This is a genomic window from Cellulosimicrobium arenosum, assembly GCF_014837295.1.
GTDB lineage: Bacteria > Actinomycetota > Actinomycetes > Actinomycetales > Cellulomonadaceae > Cellulosimicrobium > Cellulosimicrobium arenosum.
The window spans coordinates 341,844-354,448 of record NZ_JACYHB010000002.1; the positions used below are offsets into that span (position 1 = coordinate 341,844).

Annotated in this window: 12 protein-coding genes and 1 riboswitch; of the genes, 6 read left to right on the top strand and 6 right to left on the bottom strand. The window is 75.6% G+C overall.

Going from position 1 to position 12,605, the window contains the following annotated elements; genetic code table 11:
* Positions 1 to 12: 12 nt before the first annotated feature.
* Positions 13 to 1,512: a PspC domain-containing protein gene (locus tag IF651_RS04410; protein ID WP_422110445.1), complete on the bottom strand. Its 1,500-nt coding sequence runs from the start codon at positions 1,510 to 1,512 to the stop codon at positions 13 to 15.
* A 135-nt stretch (positions 1,513 to 1,647) separates the two neighbouring features.
* On the opposite strand from IF651_RS04410, the gene IF651_RS04415 reads away from it, so the two are divergent.
* Together IF651_RS04415 and IF651_RS04420 are read left to right on the top strand one after the other, a co-directional pair.
* A complete protein-coding gene (locus IF651_RS04415; protein ID WP_191827850.1) occupies positions 1,648 to 3,096 on the top strand; it encodes a PspC domain-containing protein in 1,449 nt (482 codons plus the stop codon).
* Positions 3,096 to 3,446 carry a hypothetical protein gene (locus IF651_RS04420; RefSeq protein WP_191827851.1) on the top strand — a complete coding sequence of 117 codons (351 nt, stop codon included), beginning with the start codon at positions 3,096 to 3,098 and terminating at the stop codon, positions 3,444 to 3,446. Before IF651_RS04415 ends, IF651_RS04420 begins: the two co-directional genes overlap by 1 nt.
* Positions 3,447 to 3,581: 135 nt before the next feature.
* Here the strand turns inward: IF651_RS04420 and IF651_RS18140 are convergent, their stop codons facing one another.
* Positions 3,582 to 4,385, bottom strand: coding sequence for a hypothetical protein (locus IF651_RS18140; RefSeq protein WP_338403765.1), 804 nt, complete (start codon positions 4,383 to 4,385; stop codon positions 3,582 to 3,584).
* A 199-nt stretch (positions 4,386 to 4,584) separates the two neighbouring features.
* Here IF651_RS18140 and IF651_RS04430 point away from each other — a divergent pair, with 199 nt between their 5' ends.
* Entirely contained in the window at positions 4,585 to 5,724 is a 1,140-nt protein-coding gene (locus tag IF651_RS04430) for a glycosyltransferase (protein WP_191827852.1), read from the top strand.
* Positions 5,725 to 5,774: 50 nt separating this feature from the next.
* On the opposite strand, the gene guaA is transcribed toward IF651_RS04430, so the two are convergent.
* Both guaA and thiE read right to left on the bottom strand, forming a co-directional pair.
* Positions 5,775 to 7,379, bottom strand: coding sequence for a glutamine-hydrolyzing GMP synthase (guaA, locus tag IF651_RS04435; protein ID WP_338403766.1), 1,605 nt, complete (start codon positions 7,377 to 7,379; stop codon positions 5,775 to 5,777).
* Positions 7,376 to 8,107 carry a thiamine phosphate synthase gene (gene thiE, locus IF651_RS04440; protein ID WP_191827853.1) on the bottom strand — a complete coding sequence of 244 codons (732 nt, stop codon included), beginning with the start codon at positions 8,105 to 8,107 and terminating at the stop codon, positions 7,376 to 7,378. Before thiE ends, guaA begins: the two co-directional genes overlap by 4 nt.
* A gap of 44 nt (positions 8,108 to 8,151) precedes the next feature.
* Positions 8,152 to 8,254: riboswitch (TPP riboswitch) on the top strand.
* Between thiE and thiO the strand changes: the two genes are divergently transcribed.
* The 3 genes from thiO to IF651_RS04455 all read left to right on the top strand — a co-directional run bounded on the left by thiO (position 8,244) and on the right by IF651_RS04455 (position 10,553).
* The gene (thiO, locus tag IF651_RS04445) at positions 8,244 to 9,467 is read left to right on the top strand and encodes a glycine oxidase ThiO (protein WP_191827854.1); all 1,224 of its coding nucleotides are present in this window, start codon (positions 8,244 to 8,246) and stop codon (positions 9,465 to 9,467) included. (Overlaps the previous riboswitch by 11 nt.)
* Positions 9,468 to 9,471: 4 nt before the next feature.
* Positions 9,472 to 9,702 carry a sulfur carrier protein ThiS gene (gene thiS, locus IF651_RS04450; RefSeq protein WP_191827855.1) on the top strand — a complete coding sequence of 77 codons (231 nt, stop codon included), beginning with the start codon at positions 9,472 to 9,474 and terminating at the stop codon, positions 9,700 to 9,702.
* Between the two features lie 2 nt (positions 9,703 to 9,704).
* Positions 9,705 to 10,553: a thiazole synthase gene (locus IF651_RS04455; protein ID WP_191827856.1), complete on the top strand. Its 849-nt coding sequence runs from the start codon at positions 9,705 to 9,707 to the stop codon at positions 10,551 to 10,553.
* A gap of 7 nt (positions 10,554 to 10,560) precedes the next feature.
* Here the strand turns inward: IF651_RS04455 and IF651_RS04460 are convergent, their stop codons facing one another.
* Both IF651_RS04460 and IF651_RS04465 read right to left on the bottom strand, forming a co-directional pair.
* Entirely contained in the window at positions 10,561 to 11,181 is a 621-nt protein-coding gene (locus tag IF651_RS04460; protein WP_191827857.1) for a response regulator, read from the bottom strand.
* Complete coding sequence (locus IF651_RS04465) at positions 11,178 to 12,428, bottom strand: histidine kinase (protein WP_191827858.1); 1,251 nt, start codon at positions 12,426 to 12,428, stop codon at positions 11,178 to 11,180. The genes IF651_RS04460 and IF651_RS04465 overlap by 4 nt, the downstream gene beginning before the upstream one ends.
* Positions 12,429 to 12,605 lie beyond the last annotated feature (177 nt).

A 12,605-nucleotide genomic window follows, 5' to 3' on the forward strand; every position in this document is an offset into this window, starting at 1 on the left:
TCGGGATCGTCGTCACGTCGTCTCCTCCATGCTCTCGTCCGCGGAGCTCTCCGCGGACGTCGCCGCACGGGTCGTCCCGGCGGCCGGACCGGTCGCCGCCGCCGGCTCCTGCTGCACGCGCAACCGTACTTCGGTGCCCCAGCCCGGTCGACTCGCGATCTCGGCGGTCCCGCCCCGGCGCTGGACGCGGCCCAGGATCGACTCGCGCACCCCGAACCGGTCGGGTGCGACGTCGTCCATGGCGAACCCGTCGCCGCGGTCCCGCACGAACACCTCGACCGCGTCCGTGCTCACCTCGAGATAGACCGAGTACGGCGGCGCGCCGTGCGCGACGGCATTCACGAGCGCCTCACGCGTCGCCTGCAGCAGCGCGCCGGTCGCCTCGGTCGGCACGCAGTCCCCCACGACGACGACGTCGATCACCACGGGGCCGGGTTCCGCACCCTCCGGGGCACCGATCGCCTGCGGGCGGCGACCGACCCGACCGTCCTCCACCTCGGCGACGACCGCGCGCAGCTCCGCCGCGAGCGACGTCCCCGGCGACGGACGGTCGTCGTACAACCACTCCCGCAGCTCGCGCTCCTGGGCGCGGGCCAGGCGGGCGACGGTGTCGGCGTCCGCGGCGCGGGCACGGATCAGGGCGAGCGTCTGGAGCACCGAGTCGTGCAGGTGCGCCGCGATGTCCGCGCGCTCGGCCTCGCGCGCCCGGGCTGCCCGCTCGTCGCCGAGCTCGCGGACGAGGCGCAGCCACCACGGCGCGAGCACGATCGCGGCGCCCGCCAGCACCGCGAGCGACGCGACCGTCGCCTGGACCATGGCCGACGTCGGGGCATCCTGGCCCACGAGCAGCACGACCCCCACGAGCACGAGGACGATGCCGCCGGCGATCCGCAGCACGCCCACGCGCGTGCGGCCGCCGGCGCGGCTGAGCCAGCGACCGCGCTCCGCGGCGTCGAGCTGGCTCCACGCGAGCGCCGTCCCTGCCAGGGCGATGAGCACGGGGATGACCCACGAGACCTGGACGTCGACACCCGTGCGCAGGGCGACGAGCAGCGCAGCGCCGCTGAGGAGAACCACCCCGAGCGCGACGTGGCGCACGGGCAGTCGCGTCACCCGGCCCTGCAGTCGTGGCGCGAGCCGCGACAACGACGCCGGTCGCTCGGCCTCGCGTGCCGCCGCGGGGTCGCCGGGAGGCACGGTGACCCACCAGAACACGTACAGCGCGATCCCCGCCCCGCCGGCCAGGGCGAGGAGACCCATGAACAGGCGCACCGCACCGAGCGGGACGCCGAGGTGCACGGCGAGGCCTGCGCACACCCCACCGATCCACCGGCCCCGCTCCGGTCGTCGCAGCGGCAGACCGGCAGCGCGACGTCCGGCAGGGCGACGACCGGCGGTGCTTCGTCCGGCCGGGCGGTGTCCTGCCGGCGCCTGCCCGGGTCCCGGCAGGTGCGCACGCGTCGACGCCCCGTCCGCGTCGGGTCCGTCCGCCGTGCCGTCGAGCGATGTCACCCCCCGATCGTCACACGTCCGGCACTCCCCGAGGGGCTCCTGGGCGAGGAACCAGGGTCGTGGCACCGACACTTCAGGGTCGGCTCAGGGAGACACCCGATACCCCGGCGCCCGCGCCGGCGCCAGGATGAGGACATGAGCACACCGCACCCTCCTCCCGAGTCCCCCGCGGGACCGGCGAGCACCGACGACACCGCTCCGGGCGAGCCACGACGGTCGGCCGGACCCGGCGACGGTCCCGGGCACGACCCCGGGACGCAGCCGGGTACGGGCGCCGACGGGTTCTTCGACGCGCTGCGCCGTGCAGGCATCGCGCGTTCGGACGACCGCTGGGTCGGTGGCGTCGCGGCCGGCGTCGCCGAACGATTCCGCATCGACCCCCTCGTCGTGCGCGGGATCCTGTTCGTGACGTTCTTCCTCTCGGGGGCCGGGCTGGTCCTGTACGGGGCGGCGTGGGCGCTGCTCCCGGAGCGACGCGACGGCCGCATCCACGCGCAGGAGATGTTCCGCGGCAACTTCGACGTCGCGATGCTCGGGGCGATCGCCGCGGTCGTCGTCGGCGTCAGCTGGGGCGGCGGCTGGGGTTCCTGGTGGGACGCGGTGCACCTGGGGTGGCTGAACGGGCTGTTCTGGATCGCCGCGATCGTGACCGCCGCTGTCGTCGGTGTGTCGGTGGTCAACCGCCGCGGGGCGTGCGACCAGCGGGACGCGCAGGGTCGGACGCCGTCCGGCGCGGAGGCCACCTGGCAGGAGGCGCCCGTGCAGGACGCGCCCTGGGGCTCGGCCACGAACCAGGCGCCGGTCCCGGGTGGGACGCAGGACGCGCCATGGAGCCCCGCCGACGGCCCGACCGTGCCGGGCGCTCCGATGCCACCGGCATCCGTCCACCCGCCGAAGCCGCCCAAGCCCCCGCGCACGCGGGGCCCGGGCGCCGCGACGACGGGGATCGTGGTCGGGCTGAGCCTGCTCGTCGGTGCCTTCCTCCTCGTCGTGGACCGGGCGGGCGACCTGCCCTGGCCGGTCTTCCTGACCTGGGCGGGCACGTCCGTCGTGATCACCGGGCTGGCGATCGTGGTCAGCGGGCTGCGCGGCCGGACGAGCGGCGGGCTGGGCTGGCTCGCCGTGCTCGCCCTGGTCGTCGCGGTCCCCACCGCGGCGTGGCAGGACGACCCGGCAGGGATGCTGCTCGACGACTCGACCCGCACCGTGTCCGACGGGACCCACCGCGTGAGCGACGCGGAGATCGCGAAGGACGGCTTCGGGGTCCGCTGGGGAGACCCGACGATCGACCTGTCCGGCCTCGACCTGTCGGACGCGACCGCGGCCGACCCCGTCGAGGTCCCGGTCCAGCTCGGCGCGGGAGACGTGACGATCGTCGTCCCGGACGGCGTGCCGGTCCGTGCGGACGTCCAGGTGTACGCGGGCAGCGTGCTGTGGACCGTGGACGGCAGCCGTCAGGAGACGGGCGGCATCAGCTCACGACCCCTGACCTTCACCAACGAGGAGGTCGACGCCGGCGAGGAGCCCCTGCTGCTCCTCACGGTCGACGTCGGCGCCGGGCAAGCACTGATCGAGGAGAACTGATGAACCACGACGACCGCCCCGGACGCGGTGGCGACGAGACGCTCGACCTCGGCGCGGCCTCGGGTGCCTCGGACGACCTCCCGGGCACAGGTACGCAGGGACCGCAGCCGCCCGCGACGGAACCAGGACGTCCTGCCCCGGCAGCCACGTCAGGTCGCTCTCGTGGCCCGCGCGTGGGGACGATCGTGTGGGGCTTCGTCGTCGTCGCGCTGGGCGGAGCCGTGGTGGCCTCGGCTCTCGGCGCCGATGTCGACATGGGGCTCGCGGCGATCGTCGTCCTCGCCGTCGCCGGCGTCACGCTCGTCCTCGGGTCCGTCGTGTCCGGTGCGAGGCGCCGTACGCACGACTGACGACCGACGACGCACGAAGGGGCCGTGACGACTGCTCGTCACGGCCCCTGCGCTCGTCCGAGCGACGCGCGGTCCGCGCACTCTCCCCGGCTGCGAACCCGGCGGGAGCGGGTCCCCGGCGTCCGGACGGACGGCTCAGGTGGTCGGGCCCGTACCCCGCTCGGGCGGCGTCGCCTCGCCACGGGTCTCCGGTGTGCCGGCGGCGGGCGGGGCCGAGGGCGAGCTGGTCGGCGGCACGGTCTCCGGCGTCGTGCCGGCCGTCCCGGGTTCGGCCCCGGGCGCAGCAGGTTCGTTCGCCGGCGTGCCCGCGGCCGCGGCGCGTGCTTCGGCGGCGGGGGTGGACAGGGCAGAGGTACGAGCAGGCGGGTCGTTCGGTGCGGGGCGGACCGGGGGTGCCGTGGGCCTCGCCGGCGCCTGCGGCGTCTCGGCCGGCGGCGACGCGTGGCGCCCGACGTCCGACAGCTCGCCCGACGACGAGTACGCTTCGGGGGTCGCGACCGAGACGCTCGGCCCGCCCGCGAGCCGGCGGAGCGCTCCGCCGACGAGCAGGAACATGACGCCCAGCCCGACGACGAGCGCGGCGACCCCGAACGCGACGACCGACGTGAACAGCGAGGCCCGCAGGAACGACGCCGTCATCACGGTCTGGCGGGTCGGATCGTCCTGGTCGAGCTCGGCGTAGGTGTCACCGCCGGACGCCTCGAGCGCGTGCGTGTTGATGACCTCGGCCTGTGCGTACGCGGTGAGCGGACCGTTGACGTGCCGGCCCGCCATCATGTTCGCGTCCTCGGACACGGTGATGTCCTCGGCCGACAGCTGGTTCGCGACGACGATCCACGTCGCGACGCCCGCGACGATCAGGATGATGCCGGCGATGATGGACACGAGGCCGATGCCTCGGACCCCCTTCGCCGGAGTGACGGTGACGGTGCTGGACATGGCGTGCCTTCCCCTCGTGACGACCTAGCTCGGCGCGTGCGCGACGTTCCCGTCCTCCGGAGCCCTCACCGGTGTGCAGGACGGTCGAACCACCCATACAGGACCACCGTAGCGACGGAGCCCGTGGACCGCGCGGGAAGGCGCGCCGTCGCAGACGATTCGAGGCGGGTTGGGAGTCGCGAGGTGGGAGGATTTCCCGGTGCGCATCACCCACGTCACCGACTGCTACCTCCCGCTCCTCGGCGGGATCGAGACCCAGGTCGCGCGGCTCGCCGAGCAGCAGGCCGGGGCGGGACACCACGTCACGGTGATCTGCACGACCCCGGAGCGGCCGGGGGCGCACGGCGTGACGACCGGACGGATCGAGGACGTCACGGTCCACCGCCTCGCCGCTCGCGTCCCCGGCGGGTACCCCGTCCATCCCCGCGCGCCCCACCACGTGGCACGGCTGCTGCGAGGCGCACGGCCCGACGTCGTCCACCTGCACATGGGGGTGCTCACGCCCTCCACGCAGGCCTCACTGCGGACCGTCGTCCGCGCGGGCCTGCCCGCCGTGCTCACCGTGCACAGCGTGTGGGGCGGGGCCGAGAAGGCGTTCGCCGCGCTCGACCGCGTCGTCCGCTGGTCGCGCTGGCCGGTGCTCTGGTCGGCCGTGAGCGAGCTGACCGCCGCACCGCTGCGAAGGATCGTCGGCGAGCGCGGTGACGTGGCGGTCCTGCACAACGGCCTCGACCTGGACGCGTGGCGGGTGCCCCGCACCGAGCGGGGCGACCGCATGGAGGGAGCAGCGGTGCACGTCGTCGCAGCGACGCGGTTCGCGCCGCGCAAGCGCGTCCTGCCGCTGCTGGAGGTGGTTCGCGCTGCCGCGGCACGCGTGCCCGACGGCGCGCTCCACGTCACGCTCGGCGGTGACGGTCCGCAGCTGGCGCAAGCGCGCCGGTTCGTCGCCGAGCACGGGCTGGCCGACGTCGTGGCGCTGCCGGGGCGGCTGACCACGACCGAGCTCAAGCGCCTCTACGCACGCGCCGACGTCTTCGCCGCCCCCGCGGTCGAGGAGGCGTTCGGCATCGCGGCGCTCGAGGGCCAGGCGGCCGGGCTGGCCGTGGTGACCCGCTCGCAGTCGGGCGTCGCAGAACGCCTCACCGACGGCGTCGACGCCCTTCTCGCCGACGACGACGCCGGGCTCACGGAGGCGCTCGTCCGCCTCGCCACCGAGGACGGCCTGCTCGACCGTATCGTCGCGCGCAACCGCGACGTCCAGCCGACGGCGAGCTGGTCGACGGTCCTCATCGACGTCGAGCGCGCCTACGCCCGAGCGGCCACGCTCACCACCAGGTGACCACCCGCACACCGACCCGGCGTACCCCGTAGGACGAGCCGTGCGTCAGCTCACTCCCACTCGATCGTCCCCGGCGGCTTGCTCGTCACGTCGAGCACCACGCGGTTGACCTCGCTCACCTCGTTGGTGATGCGGGTCGAGATGACGGACAGCACGTCGTAGGGCAGGCGCGTCCAGTCGGCCGTCATGGCGTCCTCGGACGACACGGGCCGCAGCACGATCGGGTGACCGTAGGTGCGGCCGTCGCCCTGGACACCGACCGAGCGCACGTCGGCCAGCAGCACGACGGGGCACTGCCAGATCTCGTCGTCCAGGCCGGCCTTCGTCAGCTCCTCGCGCGCGATCGCGTCGGCCTTGCGCAGGGTGTCGAGCCGCTCGGCCGTGACCTCGCCGACGATGCGGATGCCCAGGCCGGGGCCGGGGAACGGCTGGCGGGCCACGATCTCCTCGGGCACCCCCAGCTCGCGGCCCACCGCGCGGACCTCGTCCTTGAACAGGGTCCGCAGCGGCTCGACGAGCGAGAACTGCAGGTCGTCGGGCAGCCCGCCGACGTTGTGGTGGCTCTTGATGTTGGCCGCACCCTCGCCGCCGCCGGACTCGACGACGTCCGGGTACAGCGTGCCCTGGACGAGGAACCTGACCTCCTCGCCGTGCGCGCCGGCGTCGTCCACGACGTCGCGGGCCGCGTCCTCGAACACGCGGATGAACTCGCGCCCGATGATCTTGCGCTTGGTCTCCGGGTCGCTGTGCCCGGCGAGCGCGCCGACGAACCGCTGCTTCTCGTCGCGCACGACGAGCTTCACGCCCGTGGCGGCGACGAAGTCGCGCTCGACCTGCTCGGCCTCGCCGGCACGGAGCAGCCCGTGGTCGACGAACACGCACGTGAGCTGGTCCCCGACGGCCCGCTGCACGAGCGCCGCCGCGACGGACGAGTCCACGCCGCCGGACAGCCCGCAGATGACCCGCGCGTCGCCGACCTGGGCGCGGATCGCCGCGACCTGGTCCGCGATGACGTTGCCGGGCGTCCAGTCGGGGGCAAGCCCCGCGCCGTCGTACAGGAAGTGCTCCAGCACCCTCTGGCCGTGCGCGGAGTGCTTGACCTCGGGGTGCCACTGCACGCCGAACAGGCGCCGCTCCCGGTTCTCGAACGCGGCGACGGGCGCCCCGGCGGAGGTCGCGAGGACCTCGAAGCCCTCGGGCGCGGCGTGCACCGCGTCGCCGTGGCTCATCCAGGTGGTCTGGTTCTCGGGCGTCTCGGCGAGCAGCACGCCCGCGGAGCACACCTCGACCTCCGTGCCGCCGTACTCGCGCTGGCCCGTCTGCGCGACCGTCCCGCCGAGTGCCGCGGCCATCGCCTGGAAGCCGTAGCAGATGCCCATGACCGGGACGCCCGCCTCGAACAGCCCGGGGTCGACGAACGGCGCGCCGGCGGCGTACACCGACGACGGGCCGCCGGACAGGATGATCGCCGCCGGGTCCTTCGCGAGCATCTGCTCGACGGTGAAGGTGTGCGGCACGATCTCGGAGTAGACCTTCGCCTCGCGCACGCGGCGCGCGATGAGCTGGGCGTACTGGGCGCCGAAGTCGACGACGAGCACCGGCCGGGGCGTCGGGGCCGTCACGGGCGGGGTGGCTGCGGAGGGGGTTGCGGTCACCGACCCAGGATAGGTGGCGCGCCGTCGGTGTCCGAACCGGGTCCACCGCAGCGCCCGTCGACCGAGACGTCCCCGCACGGTGCGAGCTCCCCGAGCCGGGACCGCAGCTCGCGCGCGGCGCGCTCGGGGTCGGCCGCCTGCGTGATCGCCCGGACGACGACGACCCGGGTCGCCCCGGCGCCGACCACCGCCTCGAGCCGCTCGGCGTCGACCCCGCCGATCGCGAACCACGGGGTCTTCGGCCGGGTGGCGGCGACGTCGCGCAGGAGGTCCAGCCCGACGGCGGACCGTCCCGGCTTCGTGGGCGTCGCCCACAGCGGGCCGACGCAGAAGTAGTCCACGTCCTGGTCGGCCTCGGCCTCGGCGGCCTGCGGCGCGGAGTGGGTGGAGCGACCGAGCACCGGTTCCGGCCCGAGCAGTGAGCGCACCGCCGGGACGGGCAGGTCACCCTGGCCCATGTGCACCACCGGCGCCCCGGCGAGCTGTGCGACGTCGGCCCGGTCGTTGACCGCCCAGAGCGCACCGTGCTCCGCGGCGACCCGCGCGACGGTCGCCTGGAGCTCGAGCTCGCGTGCCACGTCGAGCGTCTTGTCCCGCAGCTGCACGACGTCCACGCCGCCCGCGAGCGCGGCGTGCAGGAAGTCCTCGAGGTCCCCGCGGTCCTCGCGGGCGTCGGTGCACAGGTACAGGCGGGCGGCGGCGAGGCGGGCGCGGGTGTCGGTGCTCACCCGTCGGAGTGTAGGGGCGCTCGTCGGACGACGGCGGGTAGTGTGGCCGCGAGCACGGGAGCCCCGGACGGGGCTGAGAGGGCGTAGGAGCCGACCGTCGAACCTGATCTGGGTCATGCCAGCGAAGGGAGCGCACATGACACCCCTGCACCACGAGCAGGTCCCGCAGGGCCTCCGCGACCTCGTCGTGGTGGGCGGCGGGATCGTGGGCCTCGCCGTGGCGTGGCGCGCCGTGCGCGCCGGGCTGACCGTCACGGTCCTGGACCCCTCCCCCGGGAGCGGCGCGACGCACGCCGCCGCCGGGATGCTCGCCCCCGTCACCGAGGCGGACTTCGGCGAGGACGCCGCGCTCGGGCTCAACCTGGCCGGGGCGGCCGCATGGCCGGCGTTCGCCGCCGACCTGACGACGGCGACGGGGCTCGACGTGGGGCTGCGCACCGCGGGGACGCTCACCCTCGCGTACGACACGGACGACCTCGCCCTGCTGCGCCGCGTGCTCGCGCTGCACGCCGTGCACGGGCTCGACTCGCGCGAGCTCACCCTCGCCGACGCGCGCCGCCGCGAGCCGCACCTCGGGTCCCGCGTCGCCGGCGCGGCGTGGGCTCCGGGCGACCACGCCGTCGATCCGCGCGCGACGCACGCCACGCTGCTGGCGGGCCTGGCGGACGAGCCGAGGGCCGTCGTCGTGCGGCGTGCGGCGACCGGCCTGGTGCGGGACACGTCGGGGCGGGTGACGGGCGTGCCCGACGCCGCGGGTCACGTCCACGCCGCCGGAGCAGTCGTGCTCGCGGCGGGCTGGGAGACGGGCGCGCTGCTCGCCGGGGTGCCCGAGGTGCGCGTGCCGACGCGTCCCGCGAAGGGTCAGACGCTCCGGCTGGACGCCGGGCCGGACCTCGCGCTGGAGCACGTGGTCCGCGGGGTCGTGCAGGGTCGGCCGATCTACGTCGTGCCGCGTGCCCCGGGGACCGCGGGCGTCGGCCCCGGGCACCGCGAGGTCGTGATCGGCGCGACCACCGAGGAGAACCCCGACGACCGGCGCGCGAGCGCGGGGGGCGTGTTCGCGCTGCTGCGCGACGCGCGCGCGCTGCTGCCCGGGATCGACGAGGCCGCGCTCGTCGACGTGACGCCCCGCGCCCGCCCGGCGACGCCGGACAACCTGCCCCTGATCGGCCCCACCGACGTCCCCGGCCTGCACGTCGCCACGGGTCACGGCCGCAACGGCGTCCTGCTCGCACCGGTCACGGCCGACGCCGTCGTCGCCGGACTCGCCGGCACGGCCCTGCCGGGCACCGTCGCCGCGCTCGCACCCGCCGACCCGGCTCGCTTCCACCCCACCCGGACACCGACCACATCGAGGTGACACCGTGAGCGCACCACCGACCGCGATCGTCAACGGCGAGCCCTACGCGCTGGACGGGCCCACCGGGGTCGAGCAGCTCGTCGCCGCGATCGCCCCGGCGTACGTCACCGACGGCGCCCCGCGCGGCGTCGCCGTCGCGATCAACGACGCCGTCGTGCCGCGCGGCACGTGGGCCGACACCGTGGTCGCGCCCGGCGACCGCGTCGAGATCCTCACCGCCGTCCAGGGAGGCTGACCATGACCACCACGCACCCGACCGGGCCCGACGTCGCGACGCCTGCCGCGGCGTCGGGCACCGACCCCCTGGTGATCGCCGGCGAGACCGTCGGCTCGCGCCTCGTCATGGGCACCGGCGGTGCGGCGAACCTGCTGATGCTCGAGGACGCGCTCGTCGCGTCCGGGACCGCGCTGACCACGGTCGCGATGCGGCGTGTCGCGGTCCGCGCGGGCGGCGACGGGTCGCCCGACGCCGGGATATGGGGCCTGCTCGACCGGCTCGGCATCCGCGCGCTGCCCAACACCGCGGGCTGCTTCACCGTGCGCGAGGCCGTGCTCACGGCCCACCTCGCGCGCGAGGCCTGCGGGACCGACTGGGTCAAGCTCGAGGTGGTCGCCGACGACGTCACGCTGCTGCCCGACCCGATCGGGCTGGTCGAGGCGGCGGAGACGCTGGTGCGCGACGGGTTCGTCGTGCTGCCGTACACGAACGACGACCCGATCCTCGCGCGCCGCCTCGAGGACGTCGGCTGTGCCGCCGTCATGCCGCTCGGCGCTCCCATCGGCACGGGCCTCGGCGTGCTCAACCCGCGCAACATCGAGGCGATCGCCGCCGCGGCGCGCGTGCCCGTCATCCTCGACGCGGGGATCGGGACGGCGTCCGACGCCGCGCTCGCGATGGAGCTCGGGTGCGACGGTGTGCTGCTCGCCACCGCGGTGACCCGCGCCGCGGCCCCGGTGCGCATGGCGCACGCGATGCGGCTCGCCGTCGAGTCGGGACGCCTCGCCGCGGGCGCCGGGCGCATCCCGCGCCGCGAGGGCGCGCTCGCGAGCTCGACACCGCAGGGTCGTCTCGACCTCGCGCTCTGAGCGCGGCTCAGAGCATGCCGCGCTCGCGCGCCGTGGCGGCCGCCTCGGTGCGCGAGCGGGTGCCGAGCTTCGTGCTGATGTGCGCCAGGTGCGACTTGACGGTCGCGACCGAGACGAAGAGCTCGCGCGCGATCGCGTCGTTCGACCTGCCCGCCGCCACGAGGCGCAGGACCTCGAGCTCGCGCGCGCTGAGGCTCTCGCCCGGGGCGCGCATCCGCCCGAGAAGTCGGCGCTGCACGTCCGCACCGAGCGTGACCTCGCCGGCGGCGGCGGACCGGATGGCACGCGCGAGCTCGTCGGTCGGTGCGTCCTTGAGGAGGTAGCCGGTGGCCCCGGCCTCGACGGCTGCCAGGATGTCGGCATCCGTGCCGTAGGTCGTGACGACGACGACGGGGGTGGCGTGCTCCTGGACGATCGTCCCGGTCGCCGCCGCGCCGCCCATGCGCGCATCTGCGAACCTCAGGTCCAGCAGGACGACGTCGGCGCGACCACCGCCGCCGAGCCAGCGCAGGAGGTCCTCGGCCGTCGAGGTCTCGTGCACCACCCGCATGTCCGGCTGGCCGTCGATCACGGCGCGCAGCCCCGCGCGGACGACCGGGTGGTCGTCGGCGAGCACGACGTCGATCACGAGGCGTCCTCGGTCGGCGAGACGGGCAGGGTGACCGCGAGCGCGGTCCCGCTCCCGGGCGCGGCCTCCAGGGCGAGCGTGCCACCCAGCTCACGCACGCGCGAGCGGATCGCGGGGATGCCGAAGCCGCGCCCGCCCGACCGGCCGGGGCCGGTCGTCGCGGGGTCGAAGCCTGCTCCGTCGTCCACGACGTCGAGGGTGACGGTGTCCGGCTCGAACGTGAGCGTCACCTGGGCGCGACGGGCACCCGCGTGCTGCGCGACGTTGGCGAGGGCCGACTGCGCGACCCGCAGCAGCGCGGTCTCGAGCGGCACGGGCAGCGGTCGCACTCTCCCTGCGGCGTGCACGGACACGGCGAGCGACCGCGTGCGCCCGGGCCCGGTGTCGTCGGCCGCGCCCGCGGTGCTCTCGGCCAGGCGACGCAGGGCGCCGAGGAGGGTGGTGCGCTCGAGCTCCGCCGGGGTGAGGTCCTGGACGACGCGGCGGGCCTCGGCGAGGCTGTCCCGCGCCGCACCGCGGGCCTGGCCGACGAGGTCGCGCGCCCTGTCGTCGTCGGAGCCGACGGACTCCTCGGCGGCGCGCAGCAGCAGCTCGATCGCCGAGAGCGACTGCGCCAGCGTGTCGTGGATGTCCCGCGCCAGCCGCGCGCGCTCGTCCGTCACGGCCCGCTCCCGCTCGGCCTGCGCGAGGTGCCGGCGCACCTGGGTCAGCTCGTCGACGGTGCGCTGACGGGTCTGCGACTCGCGGACGAACGCCTCGATCCCGAGCACCACGCCGACGGCGACGCCGGCGCCCAGGACCGGGCCGAGGACGAACCCCGTCCAGGGCTCACCGGCGCCGGCCTGCACGACGAGCCCCTCGGAGACCGCGACGACGGTCGTCAGGGCGACGGCGACGACGCCGCGGTGCGGACCGAGCACGTGCATCTGCAGGAGCATGAGCGCGAACGCGACCCACAGCGCCGCCGGTGACAGCCACAGCAGCGCCACCCAGGCGGCGGTGAGCGCCGCGACCCACGCGGCGTCGGGCCACCAGGCTCCCCGGGGCGCGTCCACCGGGCCCTCGTGCACGTGCACCGTGCGGCGCCCCCAGACGTAGAGGCCCACGAGCACGAGCGCGACGAGCACCGCCGGGACGGTGGAGCGGGGCGGCGCGAGGATCACGGCCACCGCGACGAGAACCGTCAGCAGGACGTCGAGACCCACGGCCAGGCCTCGCGTCGCCGACGGTGCGGGGTGGCGGATCACCCGTCCACCGTATCGGGGCGGCGCGCTCGCGCATCGTCCGAAAGGTTGACCGGCCGGCCCGTCCTTCGGCGCGGCCGGGTCGCCCCGGATCGTGATGACCGCGGGCGCGGGGACGCGGAGGCTGGAGGAAGTCCCGGTAGTCGCTCGCACCGCTGGCCCGTCCCCCCTGGAGGTACC